Source organism: Pseudomonas sp. LBUM1664 (genome assembly GCF_059695895.1).
Window position 1 is genome coordinate 5,648,798 of the sequence record NZ_CP166791.1, and the last position, 15,658, is coordinate 5,664,455.

Consider the following 15,658-nt stretch of genomic DNA (forward strand, 5'->3'; position numbering starts at 1 on the left):
AAGCATTGTCGCAAGCACGAAAGTCCGGCGACCCTTTTTACATCAAAAAAAATTGTAAAACTTAACCCCTTGAAACCCATGGATACGCGGCGTTACAGCACACTTCAAAGAATCTTTCGGCAAGCAAAACCCTAACGTTTAAAAACCGGCAGTTCAAACCTTAAGGCTTTCAACGCATGTCAAAGAGCAGTTAATTAACCGCACATTCATAGTTTGTTTAATCGAATATTAATCAACACCATGAATAGACGAGCGGCCCGGACGGGCCGCACCAATTTCAGGAAACAGGCTTGAGCCCGTACCAGCGTGGCGTATACACCCAGCTTCCTCCCGCCGGGCGCGCAAATACGCAGGTGGTGGATGAGCCGATCAAGACCATCGTGCGCATGTCCACCTGATCCGGGGTCAACTGCCCCAGCGTTGTAACGCGAAGCGTCTGCCCCGCACGCCCGATGTCCCGTCCCAGCACCACCGGCGTATCGGAGGTGCGGTGCTGCGCGACAATTTCCAGTGCCCGCCCCAATTGCCACGGCCGCGCGCGGGAGATCGGGTTGTAGAAGGCCAACGCCAGATCCGCTTCAGCCGCCAGGTCCAGGCGCTTTTCGATGATCGACCATGGCTTGAGATTGTCCGACAGCGACATCACGCAAAAATCATGACCCAGCGGCGCACCGGCCTGGGCGGCGGTGGCGAGGGAGGCCGAGACGCCCGGCAGGATTTGCAGGTCGACGGTGTGCCACTGGGCATCCGTCGACTCATGCAGCGCTTCGAGTACAGCGGCGGCCATGGCGAACACACCTGGGTCGCCGGACGACACCACCACCACTGATCGCCCTTGGGCGGCCAGTTCGAAGGCATGTCGGGCACGTTGCATTTCTTCACGGTTGTCGGTGCAATGTTGCACCTGATCAGCCCGGAACGGGCCGGCCATGCGCACGTAGGTTTCGTAGCCCAGCACGTCGGTGGCGCGGTCGAGCTCGGCGCGCACCGCCGGCACCATCAATTCGGCCGCCCCAGGGCCAAGGCCAATCACCGCAAGACGCCCGCGCGGGCGGCCGATCCGCTGTGGATCGAGGGGCTGCTCAGCCACCGCGACGGCACAATCGCCCACCGCTCGGACCGATGACGGTTGATCGAGAGCGGCGCTCAACCACTGGGTGACCTCACCACTGGCCGTTGCGAAACGCAGCGGTACATTCAATGCCGATGCGGCTTCATGCAATTCTGAACGTGCCATGTCGCTGTCCACCGCCAACAGACACGCCAGCGATTGCTCCGCCAGACCTGCCTCACGCAAGACCTGGTCGATAGCCGCTGATGCACCCGCACTCACCGCCACCACCACATTGCGCGGATAAATACGCAATTCGTGCCCAGCAGGCGCACCCGCAGCACTGTCGATGCGGATCGCCAACCGCGCCTGTTCATTCTGGGGCAACTGCGCCTGATCCAGCCACGGCGCGGCACCTTCGATACGCACCGCCTCACCGGCCAGCAGATCGGACACGAAGCGCTTGCCCTGCTCCAGGTCGCCAAGGCTGTAACCGCTCGGTGGATTGAGCAGGCATGTACCAAACCGTAATTCGCCGCTGGTGGTGATCGCCGGCGCGACTTGCAGCGCTGCGGCAATTTCCCGGGCCATGACATTCACACCGCCCAGGCCACCCAGCAGCGGCACCACGGCACTGCCATCCTCGGCCACTGCCAGCACTGGCGGCTCGGCGCCTTTTTCCAGAAGTAGCGGCGCCAAGGTGCGGATGACGATGCCGGCCGCGCACAGGGCGATGATCGGTGTGTCTTGTTGATAGAGCTCGCGCAACGTTGCGCCGAACTCAAGGTATTGACGATCCGCGCCCTCAACCCGCCCGGCCAGGCCGTGGATCAAGGCGTCGGGATAGCCCTGCTGGATACGCCGGGCCGTTGCGAGGCTGCCCGGGCCGAGGATGACGATGGCCGGTGTCTTGGATGTCATCAGCCTTGCCACCGTTCGCCCGGCACGATGATCAGCGAGAAGTACGGCGAGGACATCGGCTCGACTTCGTCCAGCGGCACGATTTTCTGGTTGGCCATGGTTGCCCGTTCAACGTACAGCGCCCGTCCGTCCAGGCCCAGTTCCTGGAGCACTTGGCGGACCTTGGGGAAGTTGCGCCCCAGCTTCATGATCACCGCCGCGTCGGCATCGGCCAGGCGGCGCTTGAGTTCCTCAAAGGGCAGCACACCGGAGAGCACCGACAGGCTCTGGTTGCGATACACCAGCGGCGCGCCGAGTACCGAGGCGCCACCGAGCATCGAGCACACACCCGGGATGACTTCGGCGTCATAGCGCTCGGCCAGGCGATCGTGCAGATACATATAAGAGCCGTAGAAGAACGGATCGCCCTCGCAGATCACCGCCACGTCGCGGCCAGCATCCAGGTGCACGGCCAACTGTTCGGCGGCGGTGTCGTAGAAGTCGGCGATCACCTGTTCATAGGACAGCGGCGCCAGCAACGCTTCGGTGGTGACCGGGTAGACCAGCGGCAGCAAGGTCTGCGCGCCCTGCAAATGGGCCTCGATAATGCCGAAGGCGTTACCCTTCTTGCCCTTGGCGACGAAGTACGCCACCACCGGCGATTCGCGCAGCAGGCGCAGGGCCTTGACTGTAATCAGTTCCGGGTCTCCGGGGCCCACGCCGAGGCCGATCAGACGTCCAGGCTGCTGCATCATTCAACCTCCGTGGCGAGGGCATTGACGGCCGCGGCGGCCATGGCGCTGCCGCCAAGCCGGCCTTGCATGATCACGAACGGCACGCCACGGCTGTTGGCTGCCAGCATCGCCTTGGACTCGGCGGCCCCGACGAAGCCCACCGGAAAGCCCAGGATCAGCGCCGGTTTTGGCGCGCCGGCATCGAGCATTTCCAGCAAGTAGAACAGCGCGGTCGGCGCGTTGCCGATCACCACGACGCTGCCTTCCAGGTGCGGACGCCACAGCTCCAGGGCGGCCGCCGAACGGGTGTTGCCCAGTTCAAGGGCCAACGCCGGCACGCTCTCGTCGCGCAAGGTGCAGATCACCGGGTTGTTGGCCGGCAGGCGAGCGCGGGTCACGCCCTCAGAGACCATCCGCGCATCGCACAGGATCGGCGCACCAGCGGCCAACGCCTGGCGCCCCGCCGTGCCCGCGCCCGCGGAAAACTGCAGGCCGTCGACCGCCTCGACCATGCCGCAGGCGTGGATCACCCGCACCGCGAGTTTTTCCAGATCGGCCGGAATGCGCGCCAGGTTGGCCTCGGCGCGAATGATCGCGAAGGAGTTGCGATAGATCTCCTGACCGTCGCGGATGTAATCAAGCATCAAGGGGACTCCGGGGGCGAGCGTCGAGCCAATGGCCGAGCGCTTCAATAGTCAGATTGTGCGCCTGCAACGTGCCGAAACCCGGCAACGCAGCATCGCGAAAATAGAGGTCGTAACGACCGGGGGCGACCGCCAGCAAGGTGACAGACGCAATGTGGGCCGCCGCGCAGGAGCGCGGGCAACCGGACAGATGAACCTTCAGGGCATGACCCTGGCGTTGCAGCAGGTCGGCCAGTTGCCGGGCATCGGCCTTGGTGTCGGCCAGCGCCTTGCCGCAGCCACTGGAGCCGGTGCAGGCGATGAGTTGCGCCAGGGGTTGATCGACCGAACACAACAGGCCCAACGCCTGGAGCCGCGCCAGCACTGCATCCGCATCCTCGCGACGCACGTCGGGAAGCAGAAGGCTTTGCCAGGGAGTGAAACGAAGGCTGGCGTCGCCCTTCTCCCGCGCCAGTTGAGCTGCCCCTCGCAGCATGACCGCGTCGAGCCGGCCAAGGGGCGCCGCTGCGCCCACGTAGACCCGGTCGTCGCGCTGGGGATGGATGCCGATGTGCAATCCGTCGATGGACGCGCCCCGTTGCCAATCAGGGCAAGGTTGCAGCGGCACGCGACGGGCCAACTGGGTCATGAATTCATCTGTGGGGATTTCAGCCAGCAAGTGACGCATGCGTATCTGGTCCGGGCGGGCCAGGTCGAGAAATAGCTCCAGCACCGCCACCACCAACCCATGCCCCTGGGCCAAGGGCACCGCGCCTGCCGGTTCATCCAGCGGAGAGCCCGCCAGCCCGAAGGCCAGCCAGGGCTCGCCGTCGCGAATGAGGGTCGACAGCCACAAGTCGTGGTGATGCTCGAGCATCGCCAGCGCTTCTCCACCGTCCAGTTGCACGGCGAACTTGGCCGACAGCTCATGAAAACGTTCATGGGTTTGCAGGGTAAGGAGGACCTGCGCGGCCAACGGACGGGTGTCGAGCAGCATCTGCCGGTCGATACCGGCCGAGGGGCTGAGCATCAGGTTGCGTACGTCATCACCCGCCGGTGTTCGGGGGCCAAGCCCGGCGCCCAGCAATTGCTCGATCAGCGCGCCGTGTTCAGGACCGATGCCACGGATTTGCAGGTTGCCACGGTTGGTCGCCTCGATCACACCACCGGCAAACCGCTCGGCTGCCGACGCCACGGCTTCGGCCTGATCCGCGTGGATGGAACCGCCATCGAGCTTGATCCGACAAATACCACCGTCCAGCGCCTGGACGACACGCAACAACCCCGGGCAACCCGAGGGGCGTATGACGCAGGAGGATGGACGTTCGTTCAAGGAAAAACCGCTAGTTTAGGCACGCCGCAACGGCGAAGGACGGCCATTATGCCTGCTTTGCCGGGGGGCATGAAAAGCTTACTGGTCCGATTGCGGCGAACTCACCACAGGAATCCGGTGGCAGACACAACTTTTGAATAACCCCAATCAAAGCTGAGGAGCGAGCCTGCTCGCGATTGGGGTTTGTCTGTGATGAAAATGCTGGATGTGCCGCCGTCATCGCGAGCAGGCTCGCCCCCACAGGATATTGGGATGAGCACCAAACTTATGAACAACCCCGCTCCCACCAAGGATCTATGACGGCACAGACATGTAGGTTTTCGCCTTCTCTCCCGTAGGTATTTTCACCTTTAAAAACAGATATATATCTTGAAATCAATGCCCATTTGAGCAAATCGTAAAACACCGCTTTATTCAAAGAGCAGCAATCACTTCAAGCGAATCTTTTTGATAAGGAAATCAAGCTATGTCGCAGGATCGAAATTACACTCCGGAACAGCTCACAGCTGCATTTGAAGAAATCGCCCTCACACTGTTCAAAGACATCACTGCCGAGCCAGTCCCTAAAATGCTGGTTGTCGCGGGTCTGCAAAGCTCGGGCAAAACCTACCTGCTGGAAAAAAAACTGCTGCGCACCAACAGCTACAAGAATTATGTTCGGTTGTACTTGCCCGCATACCGAGAAAAACATCCGCACTACGCAGAACTGAAAGACAAGAGTGTCCTGCATGCTTATCAGCACACCGAAGCATTCATTCGGGAAATCGGCAAAAAAATCTTCGAGGAAGCGTTTGCTCAAAAATACAATATCATCATGGAAGCCGCCTTCGACAGTCAGGACTTTGCGACCTTCCCTCCAGTAGCCACGGCAGCCGGCTATCAATTCGAAACGCACATCGTCGCCTGCAGTAAAGACTTCGCTCATTTATCAAGCATCAAAAGAGCCTTCAAAAGCATCCAAGAGAGTGAAATGGAAAGGTTCGTCACTGTGCCGATGCTTGATGCCAGCCTGGACCATGCGAAAGCGGCTCTTCCTGCCCTGGATACGGCCGCCAAAGCAGTCAGCGGTTCGTCGATCTTTTTTTATGAACGCGGACTTGGCGCGCTCAAAGAGCGGGCCTTACGCGCGCAAAGCACTTATACCAAAGATGCGGAAGGAAACCTGACCATCACTGGGGCCGAGCACAATTATGCAAGCCTTTTTGAAACGATCACCCATCGCCCTATCTATGAACTGAAGGATCGCGAAGAAATGGTAAAAGAATGTCATTTGGCATTGCTCAACATTCAGACATCGACTACACAGCCGCCCGACTCCCTCTATAACGATCTCTACACCTATATCCTCAGGTATGTGTACCGATAACCCCGACCAAACCTGCGCCACAGGTTCACGCCTTAATCTGAGGGGCGCGGTATGATGGCGGCCCGGTTGGCGGACGCTACGGGCCCGCCGATCAAACACATCAGATTCGAGGAACAGAGATGACCCCTTGGCTGACCGTAGTGGGCATCGGTGAAGACGGCTTCAAGGGCCTGGGCCGAACGGCCCGTCACGCATTGCTGCAGGCGTCGCGCATTCTGGGCAGCGACCGTCAACTGGCGCTGTTGCCGGTGTGCATCCGCGGCGAACGGGAGCTGTGGCCCAGTCCATTTTCCCTTGAGCCGCTGTTGGCACGGCGGGGCGAACCGGTGTGCGTACTTGCCAGCGGCGACCCAATGTTCTACGGCGTGGGCGCCAGCCTCGCCAAACAGCTGCCTGGCGAGCAGATGCTGGTCATCCCGGCACCATCCTCCTGTTCGCTGGCGGCGGCACGCCTGGGTTGGCCATTGCAGGATGTGGTCACGCTGTCGCTGGTAGCGCGCCCGTTGGCGGCGCTCAACGTTCATTTATCCACAGGCGTCAGGCTGTTGCTGCTGAGCAATGACCGACACACGCCTGCTGCGGTGGCGGCGTTACTGCGCGAGCGCGGGTTCGGCCCCAGCCCCATGACCGTGCTGGAGCACCTGGGCGGCGCGGCAGAACGACGGATAGAAAGCTGCGCAACGCAATGGTCCGATCCAGCCATCGCGGACTTGAACCTGATCGCCATCGAATGCCGGGCCGAACCCTCGGCGTTGCGCCTGTCACGCCTGGCCGGCTTGCCGGACGCCGCGTTCGAGCATGACGGCCAGTTGACCAAGCGCGACGTGCGGGCCATTACCCTGGCCCGCCTCGCCCCGACGCCCGGCGAATTGCTTTGGGATGTCGGTGCCGGCAGCGGCTCCATCGGCATCGAGTGGATGCGCGCCCATCCCAGTTGCCGAGCACTGGCCATCGAGGCCGACGAAGGCCGCCAAGGGTTGATCGAACGTAACCGCGACGCCCTCGGCGTGCCCGGCCTGCAACTGATTTGTGGGAAAGCCCCGCTGGTACTGGAAGGGCTGGAGCGCCCGGACGCCGTGTTCATCGGCGGTGGTGTGACCCGCGAAGGCGTACTCGATGCCTGCTGGGCCCAACTCAAGCCCGGCGGACGGCTGGTGGCCAACGCCGTGACCCTGCAAAGCGAGATGACGCTCATGAACTGGCGCGCACTTCACGGCGGCGAACTGACCCGTATCCACATCGCCCAGGCCCAGCCATTAGGCGAGTTCGACACCTGGCGCCAGGCATTGCCGATCACCTTGCTGGACCTGGTGAAACCCTTCGATGCGTGACGAAACCGCCGAACAGCCCGCCCCCCTGCGCAGCGGCCTGACCACCGGCAGTTGCGCCACCGCCACCAGTCTGGCGGCGGCCCGCCTGCTGCTCTGCAGCACCGCTGCCGATGCCGTGGAGATCATGTTGCCCAAGGGCAAACAGGTGCAGATGCGTCTGGAATTCTGCCGGCTGACCGAACAAGGCGCCGAGGCCGGGACGATCAAGGACGCCGGCGACGATCCAGACGTGACCCACGGTGCACTGCTGTTCTCCCAAGTGCGGCTGATGCCCGAGCCGGGAGTGCGTTTCGTCGCCGGGCGAGGCGTAGGCACCGTGACGCGACCGGGATTGGTGCTGGAAGTCGGTGAGCCAGCGATCAACCCGGTGCCGCGCAAAATGATCAACGATCACCTCGGTCGGCTGGCCGAAGAAAGCGGTTATGCCGGCGGTTTCGAGGTCACGGTCAACGTCGAGGGCGGCGAAGCATTGGCACTGAAAACCATGAACCCACGGCTGGGGATTCTCGGCGGCCTGTCGATCCTCGGCACCAGCGGCATCGTCCGACCGTTCTCCTGCGCGGCCTACATTGCCTCGATCCACCAAGGTATCGACGTAGCGAAAACCAACGGTTACCTGCACATCGCCGCCTGCACCGGCAATGCCAGCGAAGACACCATGCGCCGGGTCTACAACCTGCCAGAGATCGCCCTGATCGAAATGGGCGATTTCGTCGGCGCCGTGCTCAAACACGTGCGCAAGGTGCCGGTGGAAAAACTCAGTCTCTGCGGCGGCTTCGGCAAAATCAGCAAACTCGCTGCCGGGCACATGGACCTGCACAGCCGTCATTCGAGCATCGACCTGCCACAGCTGGCTGAATGGGCGGCCGCAGTCGGCGCCGACGAAGCTTTGCAACAAGGCATCCGCGAGGCCAACACCAGCCAGCAAGCCCTGGCAATGGCCAGCGCCGCCGGCATCGCCCTCGGCGACGCGGTGTGCGAGCACGCCCTGGCGTTCGCTCGCAGCGTGGTGCCCGCGCAGGTTCAGGTCGAAGTGTTCGCCATCGACCGCCAGGGCGGGATCGTCGGCCACGCCGGAGCCTTGCCATGAAACGCATCCTGCTGCTGGGTGGCGTCACCGAAGCCCTGGCCATCGCCCGCACCCTTGGACCACAACACATCTACAGCCTGGCGGGCATCGGCCGCGTTCCTACGGACCTGGCCTGTCAGGTGCACGTCGGCGGTTACGGCGGTGCCGATGGCCTGGCGCAATTCATTCGCGATCAGGGCATCGACCTGCTGCTGGACGCGACCCACCCCTACGCAGCCCAGATCAGCCACAACGCCGCCCATGCGGCACGCGCCTGCGGCATTGCTTGCTGGGCCCTGCGCCGCCCGGCATGGCAACCCCAGGCTGGAGATGACTGGCGCGAAGTGGCCGACTGGGCCGAACTGATCCAGGCCCTGAAACCCTTCCGCCGCCCCCTGTTCACCCTCGGCCGAGAACCGCTGCAACACCTGCACGAAATTCCGCCAGAGCAATTCTGGACCCTGCGCGCCCTCGATGTTTATCCCGGAAATGAACGCTGCGAAGTCATTGGTGCCCGTGGGCCGTTCCACATCGAGGATGAGCGCGAGCTGTTTGAGCGACGGCGGATCGATGTGCTGATCAGTAAGAACAGCGGGAGTACGGCCACTGAGCCGAAGCTGGAAGTGGCGCGGGAGCGTGGGGTGCCGGTGTTAGTGTTGAAGCGGCCGATGTTGCCAAAAGCTGATCGGGAATTTGGGACGGTGGATGACGTGCTGCTGGCGCTGAGGGATGCGAGCTGACTGGCTCAGCAGGGTCATTCTTTTGAACCTACACACCTCCAGGATTCTGCCCCATCCAAACTACAACAGCAGGCTACATCGTCTTGCGCCGCTGCCTACAACTGCGCCAGAATCCGCCGGCTTGTGCGCCTGGAGGCTCGTCGGTAACTTGGTTCGCGTCACTGTGATCGGGTTTAGTCGCCCGTGGTTTTCAGCAGGTTCATAAGCTCCGTCCAGTCAGGTATCTCATCCCTGCACTTGATGGTGGTTGTGCGCAGGGCGCCCCCGGGCGCGCCGGTAATGCTGAACTCCCCGGTCGACTAACCTGCGTACAGCCGCCACCCCTCGTTTAGTCGCGAAACCGTTGCGGCTCCATCTATGGAGTTTTCAGCAATGTTCAAGATCACACCGAATCCCCCCGTCACCGACGACCCCGCATCCGCTTATAGCAGCCTCGATTCAAAAAAACCCCACGACGCCGCCACCCGCGCCTTGGACTACTACCTCAAGCCGCCCTCCGATAAAGAAAAGTCCGACACACTCGACACCCTTTTCGTCATCGCTCCCGACATCGACGCCGAATGCCTGCTCGCCAACCTCAGCGAAACACTGGCCTCGGCCAATGCCATGGTCAGCGACCTAGCATTCGATCTGGAAGGTTCGCGACGGCATATCGCGCTAGGGGTCCAACAGATGATTGAGCTGGGCCAGTTGCTGGCGAATCGGGCACTGGATGTGGTCGACCCGAGATAAGCGACAGGGTCTTGGGTTTGATCAAAATCGATTGGTCAAACCCAACCCTGTGGCGAGGGGATTTATCCCCTCGCCACAAAGATACACACGCCATTAGATTCGAAAGGTAACGAAATGGCCCTTACACGAAGCTATAAACATACGATTGCGGAGCGCGCCAAGCGTGCTCCGGAGTTCGCCGGCATCCTGCGAGATGAAGCCGCTACGCGCTTCAACACTGCTACCTATCTCAAGACGCCTGGGGAAATGGTGGCTTATCTGGATGCCTGTTTCGAAGAAGATGCGGGTGACGGCGTACTGGTTCGAGCAGCCCTTAACGATATCGCTCGGGCAAAAGGTAGGACGCAAGTGGCCCCCGATGAGGATTTGGAACGATCAAGTATCGACTGATAAAAATCCCCGTGGCGAGGGAGCTTGCTCCCGCTGGGCTGCACAGCAGCCCCAAAAAGGTGAACGCCATTCTCCTGAAGCCGCGCAATGTCAGGTTCAGGACCGCTTCGCGCCCCAGCGGGAGCAAGTCCCCTCGCCACGACAGCACCCACTTAACGATCTGTTGCTACTGTCAACACAAGCCCTGCGACCCTACACCGCACGTGGCCTTTTTACTTCTGAACCCCGATCAGGCTAAATACCGCCACCTGATCGCCCAACCGAGCGTATTCGCCCATGTCCCGACAACGGCTTGCATTTGCCTGGATCGCCTGCTTCGCAGTGCTGTTCAACATGCTTGCCATGCCGCTTTCCGGCAACGGTGGTGCGATGGCGAATTCTCAGGCCCAGTCGCCGGCAGAGCAATTGCTGTGGGGCAGTTTCTGCTCCTCCAGCGGCACGAAAATGGTGGCGATTTCCCTGGGCAAGTTCGAGCAGAGCGCGCCGCACAAAGACGATCACTCAACGATGCAGCATTGCTGGTGCTGCGCAGGTTCGGCGTCGCTGGTGGCGCTTACCGGGCATGCCCCGCAGTTGTACCTGGATGCACGGTCGACCCATCGTGGTGTTGCCTATGCGCCGCTCGACAGTCCCACGCCACGCCAGCAATGGCCGAGCCTCAACCCCCGCGCCTCGCCTCTGGTCTGATTCCTCCGCATTACATCTGCGTCCTGAATCGTTCCGGAGAATTACCATGCTGAACAGACTCATCCTGCTGGCTGCCTTGTTGCTTCCCGTTGGCTTCGCCCATGCTCACCAATACAAGATCGGCGAGCTTGAGATCGCCCATCCGTGGTCCCAGGAGTTGCCGCCCAACGCACCGACCGTGGCCGCGTATTTCGTGATTCATAACGGCGGCACAACCGCCGACCGATTGCTCAGCGTCGACTCGCCGATTGCCGGCAAGGCCGAGCTCCATGAGCATGTGAAGCAAGACGACATGATGAAGATGCAGCCCGTGCCCGCTGTCGATATTGCCCCCGGCGCTACCGTCACCTTCGCGCCGATGGCTTATCACGTGATGCTGCTGGAGCTGAAGGGCCGCAGCCTGCTGAGCGACGGCAAACGCTTCTCCATGACCCTGCATTTCGAAAAAGCAGGGGATATCGTCGTCGACGTCGCGGTGCAGAAAAAAGCCCCTGATGGCACGAAAACGCACATGCACGCCCAGTAAACGTAGCCGCTCGTGCAACCTCTTCGCGCCAGACTGTCCATGCCCCGCCGTCAGCCCCTGAGCCTGGCACGCGGCAGCTGGATCAGCCTGTTCGCCATGCTGATGATCTTTATCGGTCCACTGATTTCTCAGTCGATGCCGATGGATCAACGCATGTCTTCGTCCATGACCATGAGTATGGACATGGACATGTCGGCGGGCGCCCACGCCGAGCATGAGGCACCGGCAGCTGAACACTGCCCGCCGCAGAGCGAGCATCACGCGTTATGGGAAAAGTGCGGCTATTGCAGCCTGTTGTTTAACTGCCCGGCGCTGCCTGGCGGTCACACCTTTGTCGTCTTCGACACGCCACCGGCCAACACCTACACCAGCCCGTCCCCGCGCCTGGGTCATGCCCGGCAGTCATTCTTCCCGGGTGCCCGCACCCGTGCGCCCCCTCTTACAGCGTAAACCCGACACTTACCTAACCCGGTCGCAAAAAACTGCCCGACCGTGTCGTTTACGTCTGTTTGATGGAATCATCATGTCCAGGTTTTCTGCTGGCATCGCTTTGGGTTCTGCCCAGGTTCGATGCCCCACGAGCGAGCCACGGGCTCGTTTAGGCCACACTGCCGCCGCGCTGTGCGGCCTGCTGCTCACGCCCTACGCGCTGGCCGACGAGCACGATCATCATGAGGGCCAGGTCGAAGAGCTCAGCCCGACGGTCATTACCGCCGTTGCGCCCAGCTCGCCCCTGACCGTCGTCACCAACCCCAAGGACCCACGTCAGCCGGTACCGGCCAGCGACGGCGGCGATTACCTCAAGACCATCCCCGGCTTCGCCCTGGTGCGCAATGGCGGCACCAATGGCGACCCGGTGTTGCGGGGCATGTTCGGCTCGCGGCTGAACATCCTCACCAACGGCAGCATGCTGCTGGGCGCCTGCCCGGGCCGGATGGATGCGCCAACGTCCTATATCTCCCCGGAAACTTACGACAAACTCACCGTGATCAAAGGCCCGCAAACCGTGCTATGGGGCCCCGGCGCATCGGCCGGGACCATCCTGTTCGACCGTGAGCCGCAACAGTTCGGCGAACTGGGCAGCCGGGTCAATGCCAGCGTCCTGGTCGGCTCCAACGGGCGAATCGACAAGGTGCTGGATGCCGCCGCCGGTGGGTCGCTGGGCTATGTGCGGGTAATCGGTAACACCGCCCATTCGGACGATTACCGTGACGGCAATAACGACACCGTGGCGTCGCGCTACGACAAGTGGAATGGCGACGTTACCCTCGGCTGGACGCCAGATGCCGACACGCTGCTGGAGTTGACGGCCGGCAAGGGCGACGGTGAAGCGCGGTACGCCGGGCGCAGCATGGACGGCTCGCAGTTCAAGCGTGAAAGCCTCGGGCTGCGTTTCGAGCGATCGAACATCGGCGACGTGCTGGATAAGATCGAGGCGCAGGTCTACTACAACTACGCCGACCATGTGATGGACAACTACAGCCTGCGCACGCCCTCCGGCACCGGGATGATGGCCGGCCCCATGGCCTCCAACGTCGACCGCCGCACCCTCGGCGCGCGCATCAAGGCCACTTGGCGCTGGGCCGATGTGCAGTTGATCAGCGGCCTGGACGCCCAGACCAACGAGCATCGCCAACGCAGCAGCATGGGCGTCGACACCTACAAAGAACTGCCGCGCACTCAAGACGCCGACTTTCACAATTACGGTGTGTTCAGTGAATTGACCTGGTACGCCGCCGACCGCGACAGGCTGGTCACCGGTGCCCGGCTTGACCGCGCCTCGGCCAAGGATTACCGGCAAAGTGTCGACTCCAGTCCCAACCCAACCGCCGATCAGACCCGTGCCGACACCCTGCCCAGCGGTTTCGTACGCTATGAACACGACTTGGCCGACAGCCCCACCACCGTTTATGCGGGCCTGGGCCATGCGCAACGTTTCCCGGACTACTGGGAACTGTTTTCGCCGGATGCCGGCCCCGCCGGCTCGCTGAATGCCTTCGACTCGATCAAGCCGGAGAAAACCACCCAGCTCGACTTCGGCCTGCAATACAAGACCGACACCCTTGAAGCCTGGGCGTCGGGTTATGTCGGACAGGTGCGCGACTACATCCTGTTCAATTACACCTCCGGCATGATGGGCACCACCTCCCAGGCCGAGAACATCGACGCGCGGATCATGGGCGGTGAACTGGGCGCGGCCTACAAGCTGACCGAACGCTGGAAAGCCGACGCAACCCTGGCCTACGCCTGGGGCAAGAACAGCAGCGACGGCACCGCCCTGGCGCAAATGCCGCCGCTGGACGCACGCCTGGGCCTGACCTACAGCGAAGACCGCTGGAGCGCTGGCGCCCTGTGGCGCGTGGTGGCGGCGCAGAACCGTGTCGACGAAAACAAGGGTAACGTGGTGGGCAAGGATTACGGCAAAAGCTCGGGGTTCGGTGTGTTCTCACTCAACGGCGCCTACCGCATCAATAAACACTGGAAGGTCAGCAGCGGCGTCGACAACCTGTTTGGCAAAGCCTACGCCGAACACCTGAACCTGGCCGGCAATGCCGGGTTCGGCTACCCGGCGAACGACTCGCAGGCCATCAACGAACCGGGGCGTACGCTCTGGACCAAGGTGGATATGAGTTTCTAAAAAGCATCGCGGGCAAGCCTTGCTCCCACAGCAATGACAAATACTGTGGGAGCAAGGCTTGCCCGCGATCGGTTGCACGGCAACCGCAAAAAACATAACAACCCAATTTGCCAAGCGGAGCGCTTTCTGATGAGCCAACCGAAACCGAACTTCTACAACCTAGCCTGGCGCTGGCATTTTTATGCCGGGCTGTTCGTGGCGCCGTTCATGGTGATGCTGGCCCTGACCGGCATCATTTACCTGTTCAAGCCACAACTCGATCCACTGATGTACGGCAGCCTGCTGAACGTGCCGGCCGGCCATCACACCCTGGCGGCGGACGATCTGCTCAAACAGATCCGCCAGGCCTACCCCGAAGGCCAGGTCAAACAGTACCTGCCGCCGGTCAACGCCGAGCGCAGCGCGCAGTTCGTGGTGATCGACAAGGGCCGGGAGCTGAACGTCTTCATCGACCCGTACCATGGCGATGTACTCGGCGAACAGGATGCGAAAAACAACCTGCAAGCCATGGCCCGGGCCATCCACGGCGAATTGCTGATCGGCACCGTCGGTGACCGGCTGGTGGAAATGGCCGCCGGTTGGGGCGTGGTGCTGGTGGTGTCGGGGCTGTTCCTATGGTGGCCGCGCGGCCAATCGCCGGCCGGTGTGCTGTGGCCACGCTGGAGCAGTCGCGGCCGCTTGTTCTGGCGCGACCTGCATGTGGTTATCGGCTTCTGGGGCTCGGCGTTGCTGTTGGTGATGCTGCTCAGTGGCATGACCTGGACCGGCTTCTGGGGCAAGCAATACGCCAACCTCTGGAACCGCTTCCCGGCGGCGATGTGGAACGACGTGCCCAAGTCCGACGTCGAGGCCGGCAGCCTCAACAACGCCCACCGCCAGACCGTGCCCTGGGCCATGGAAAACACGCCGATGCCGATGTCTGGCGACCATGCCGAGCACATGGGCCACGGCGGCATGCACGAAGGCCCCGCCGCTCCGACCGTCGGCCTGCAAGCGGTGCAGGACATCGCCACCGAGCGCAAGGTCGAACCGGGCTACAGCATCACCCTGCCGACCACCTCCACGGGGGTGTTCACCATCGCCATGTTCGCCGACGACCCGCGCAACGACGCGACCCTGCACGTGGACCAGTACACCGGCAAAGTCCTGGCCGACGTGCGCTGGGCCCACTACAGCACCGTGGCCCGCGCCACCGAAACCGGGGTGATGCTGCACGAAGGCAAGATGTTCGGCCCGCTGAACCAAATCATCGTGCTGCTGATTTGCCTGATGATCCTGCTCAGCGCCGTCAGTGGCGTGGTGATCTGGTGGAAGCGCCGGCCACAGGGCAAGTTCGGCGTGCCGCCGTTGCGTCACGATCTGCCGACGTGGAAAACCGGCGTGTTCATCATGCTGGCGCTGGCGGTGGTATTTCCGCTGGTGGGGGCTTCGCTGGTGGGGGTGTGGTTGCTGGACTGGCTCGTCACCCGGGTCAATCGCCAGCCTGAGTCGGCTTCATCTTCAAGCTGAAGACAGTGCGTTAACGGAAAGGGTGCGAA

15 protein-coding genes are annotated in these 15,658 nt (G+C 62.2%); 11 read left to right on the top strand and 4 right to left on the bottom strand.

Features of this window, described 5'->3' with window-relative positions; all coding sequences use genetic code 11:
- Positions 1-277 precede the first annotated feature (277 nt).
- The 4 genes from cobJ to cobG are packed head-to-tail and all read right to left on the bottom strand — an operon-like array spanning position 278 to position 4,641.
- Positions 278-1,972: a precorrin-3B C(17)-methyltransferase gene (cobJ, locus tag ACA047_RS26305; RefSeq protein ID WP_497354401.1), complete on the bottom strand. Its 1,695-nt coding sequence runs from the start codon at positions 1,970-1,972 to the stop codon at positions 278-280.
- On the bottom strand, positions 1,972-2,706 hold the full coding sequence (locus tag ACA047_RS26310) for a precorrin-2 C(20)-methyltransferase (protein ID WP_497354403.1): 735 nt from the start codon (positions 2,704-2,706) through the stop codon (positions 1,972-1,974). The genes cobJ and ACA047_RS26310 overlap by 1 nt, the downstream gene beginning before the upstream one ends.
- Complete coding sequence (locus tag ACA047_RS26315; RefSeq protein ID WP_497354405.1) at positions 2,703-3,329, bottom strand: precorrin-8X methylmutase; 627 nt, start codon at positions 3,327-3,329, stop codon at positions 2,703-2,705. Before ACA047_RS26315 ends, ACA047_RS26310 begins: the two co-directional genes overlap by 4 nt.
- Positions 3,322-4,641 carry a precorrin-3B synthase gene (cobG, locus tag ACA047_RS26320; RefSeq protein ID WP_497354407.1) on the bottom strand — a complete coding sequence of 440 codons (1,320 nt, stop codon included), beginning with the start codon at positions 4,639-4,641 and terminating at the stop codon, positions 3,322-3,324. Before cobG ends, ACA047_RS26315 begins: the two co-directional genes overlap by 8 nt.
- A gap of 466 nt (positions 4,642-5,107) precedes the next feature.
- On the opposite strand from cobG, the gene ACA047_RS26325 reads away from it, so the two are divergent.
- From ACA047_RS26325 to ACA047_RS26375, 11 genes are all read left to right on the top strand, one after another.
- Entirely contained in the window at positions 5,108-6,007 is a 900-nt protein-coding gene (locus ACA047_RS26325; protein ID WP_497354409.1) for a zeta toxin family protein, read from the top strand.
- Positions 6,008-6,126: 119 nt separating this feature from the next.
- The gene (gene cbiE / locus ACA047_RS26330) at positions 6,127-7,338 is read left to right on the top strand and encodes a precorrin-6y C5,15-methyltransferase (decarboxylating) subunit CbiE (protein ID WP_497354411.1); all 1,212 of its coding nucleotides are present in this window, start codon (positions 6,127-6,129) and stop codon (positions 7,336-7,338) included.
- Positions 7,331-8,428, top strand: coding sequence for a cobalt-precorrin-5B (C(1))-methyltransferase (locus tag ACA047_RS26335; RefSeq protein ID WP_497354413.1), 1,098 nt, complete (start codon positions 7,331-7,333; stop codon positions 8,426-8,428). The genes cbiE and ACA047_RS26335 overlap by 8 nt, the downstream gene beginning before the upstream one ends.
- Positions 8,425-9,147: a cobalt-precorrin-6A reductase gene (locus tag ACA047_RS26340; protein ID WP_497354415.1), complete on the top strand. Its 723-nt coding sequence runs from the start codon at positions 8,425-8,427 to the stop codon at positions 9,145-9,147. The genes ACA047_RS26335 and ACA047_RS26340 overlap by 4 nt, the downstream gene beginning before the upstream one ends.
- Positions 9,148-9,519: 372 nt before the next feature.
- Positions 9,520-9,879, top strand: a complete 360-nt coding sequence (locus tag ACA047_RS26345; protein ID WP_497354417.1) for a DUF6124 family protein — start codon at positions 9,520-9,522, stop codon at positions 9,877-9,879.
- A 114-nt stretch (positions 9,880-9,993) separates the two neighbouring features.
- Positions 9,994-10,269: a helix-turn-helix domain-containing transcriptional regulator gene (locus ACA047_RS26350; RefSeq protein ID WP_497354419.1), complete on the top strand. Its 276-nt coding sequence runs from the start codon at positions 9,994-9,996 to the stop codon at positions 10,267-10,269.
- Positions 10,270-10,545: 276 nt separating this feature from the next.
- Positions 10,546-10,956: a DUF2946 domain-containing protein gene (locus ACA047_RS26355; protein WP_497354421.1), complete on the top strand. Its 411-nt coding sequence runs from the start codon at positions 10,546-10,548 to the stop codon at positions 10,954-10,956.
- A gap of 46 nt (positions 10,957-11,002) precedes the next feature.
- Positions 11,003-11,482 carry a copper chaperone PCu(A)C gene (locus ACA047_RS26360; RefSeq protein ID WP_497354423.1) on the top strand — a complete coding sequence of 160 codons (480 nt, stop codon included), beginning with the start codon at positions 11,003-11,005 and terminating at the stop codon, positions 11,480-11,482.
- Between the two features lie 39 nt (positions 11,483-11,521).
- On the top strand, positions 11,522-11,932 hold the full coding sequence (locus ACA047_RS26365) for a DUF2946 domain-containing protein (RefSeq protein ID WP_497354425.1): 411 nt from the start codon (positions 11,522-11,524) through the stop codon (positions 11,930-11,932).
- A 73-nt stretch (positions 11,933-12,005) separates the two neighbouring features.
- Complete coding sequence (locus ACA047_RS26370; protein WP_497354427.1) at positions 12,006-14,120, top strand: TonB-dependent copper receptor; 2,115 nt, start codon at positions 12,006-12,008, stop codon at positions 14,118-14,120.
- Positions 14,121-14,249: 129 nt separating this feature from the next.
- The gene (locus tag ACA047_RS26375) at positions 14,250-15,629 is read left to right on the top strand and encodes a PepSY-associated TM helix domain-containing protein (RefSeq protein WP_497354429.1); all 1,380 of its coding nucleotides are present in this window, start codon (positions 14,250-14,252) and stop codon (positions 15,627-15,629) included.
- The last annotated feature ends 29 nt before the right edge of the window (positions 15,630-15,658 follow it).

What these genes read in the sequence shown, in the direction of transcription:
- ACA047_RS26335 (WP_497354413.1), top strand. Translation starts at nt 7,331, where the DNA reads ATGCGTGACGAAACCGCCGAACAGCCCGCCCCCCTGCGCAGCGGCCTG.
- ACA047_RS26370 (WP_497354427.1), top strand. Translation starts at nt 12,006, where the DNA reads ATGTCCAGGTTTTCTGCTGGCATCGCTTTGGGTTCTGCCCAGGTTCGA.
- ACA047_RS26355 (WP_497354421.1), top strand. Translation starts at nt 10,546, where the DNA reads ATGTCCCGACAACGGCTTGCATTTGCCTGGATCGCCTGCTTCGCAGTG.
- ACA047_RS26325 (WP_497354409.1), top strand. Translation starts at nt 5,108, where the DNA reads ATGTCGCAGGATCGAAATTACACTCCGGAACAGCTCACAGCTGCATTT.
- ACA047_RS26375 (WP_497354429.1), top strand. Translation starts at nt 14,250, where the DNA reads ATGAGCCAACCGAAACCGAACTTCTACAACCTAGCCTGGCGCTGGCAT.
- ACA047_RS26360 (WP_497354423.1), top strand. Translation starts at nt 11,003, where the DNA reads ATGCTGAACAGACTCATCCTGCTGGCTGCCTTGTTGCTTCCCGTTGGC.
- ACA047_RS26310 (WP_497354403.1), bottom strand. Translation starts at nt 2,706, where the DNA reads ATGATGCAGCAGCCTGGACGTCTGATCGGCCTCGGCGTGGGCCCCGGA.
- ACA047_RS26345 (WP_497354417.1), top strand. Translation starts at nt 9,520, where the DNA reads ATGTTCAAGATCACACCGAATCCCCCCGTCACCGACGACCCCGCATCC.
- ACA047_RS26350 (WP_497354419.1), top strand. Translation starts at nt 9,994, where the DNA reads ATGGCCCTTACACGAAGCTATAAACATACGATTGCGGAGCGCGCCAAG.
- ACA047_RS26340 (WP_497354415.1), top strand. Translation starts at nt 8,425, where the DNA reads ATGAAACGCATCCTGCTGCTGGGTGGCGTCACCGAAGCCCTGGCCATC.
- ACA047_RS26365 (WP_497354425.1), top strand. Translation starts at nt 11,522, where the DNA reads ATGCCCCGCCGTCAGCCCCTGAGCCTGGCACGCGGCAGCTGGATCAGC.
- cbiE (WP_497354411.1), top strand. Translation starts at nt 6,127, where the DNA reads ATGACCCCTTGGCTGACCGTAGTGGGCATCGGTGAAGACGGCTTCAAG.
- cobJ (WP_497354401.1), bottom strand. Translation starts at nt 1,972, where the DNA reads ATGACATCCAAGACACCGGCCATCGTCATCCTCGGCCCGGGCAGCCTC.
- ACA047_RS26315 (WP_497354405.1), bottom strand. Translation starts at nt 3,329, where the DNA reads ATGCTTGATTACATCCGCGACGGTCAGGAGATCTATCGCAACTCCTTC.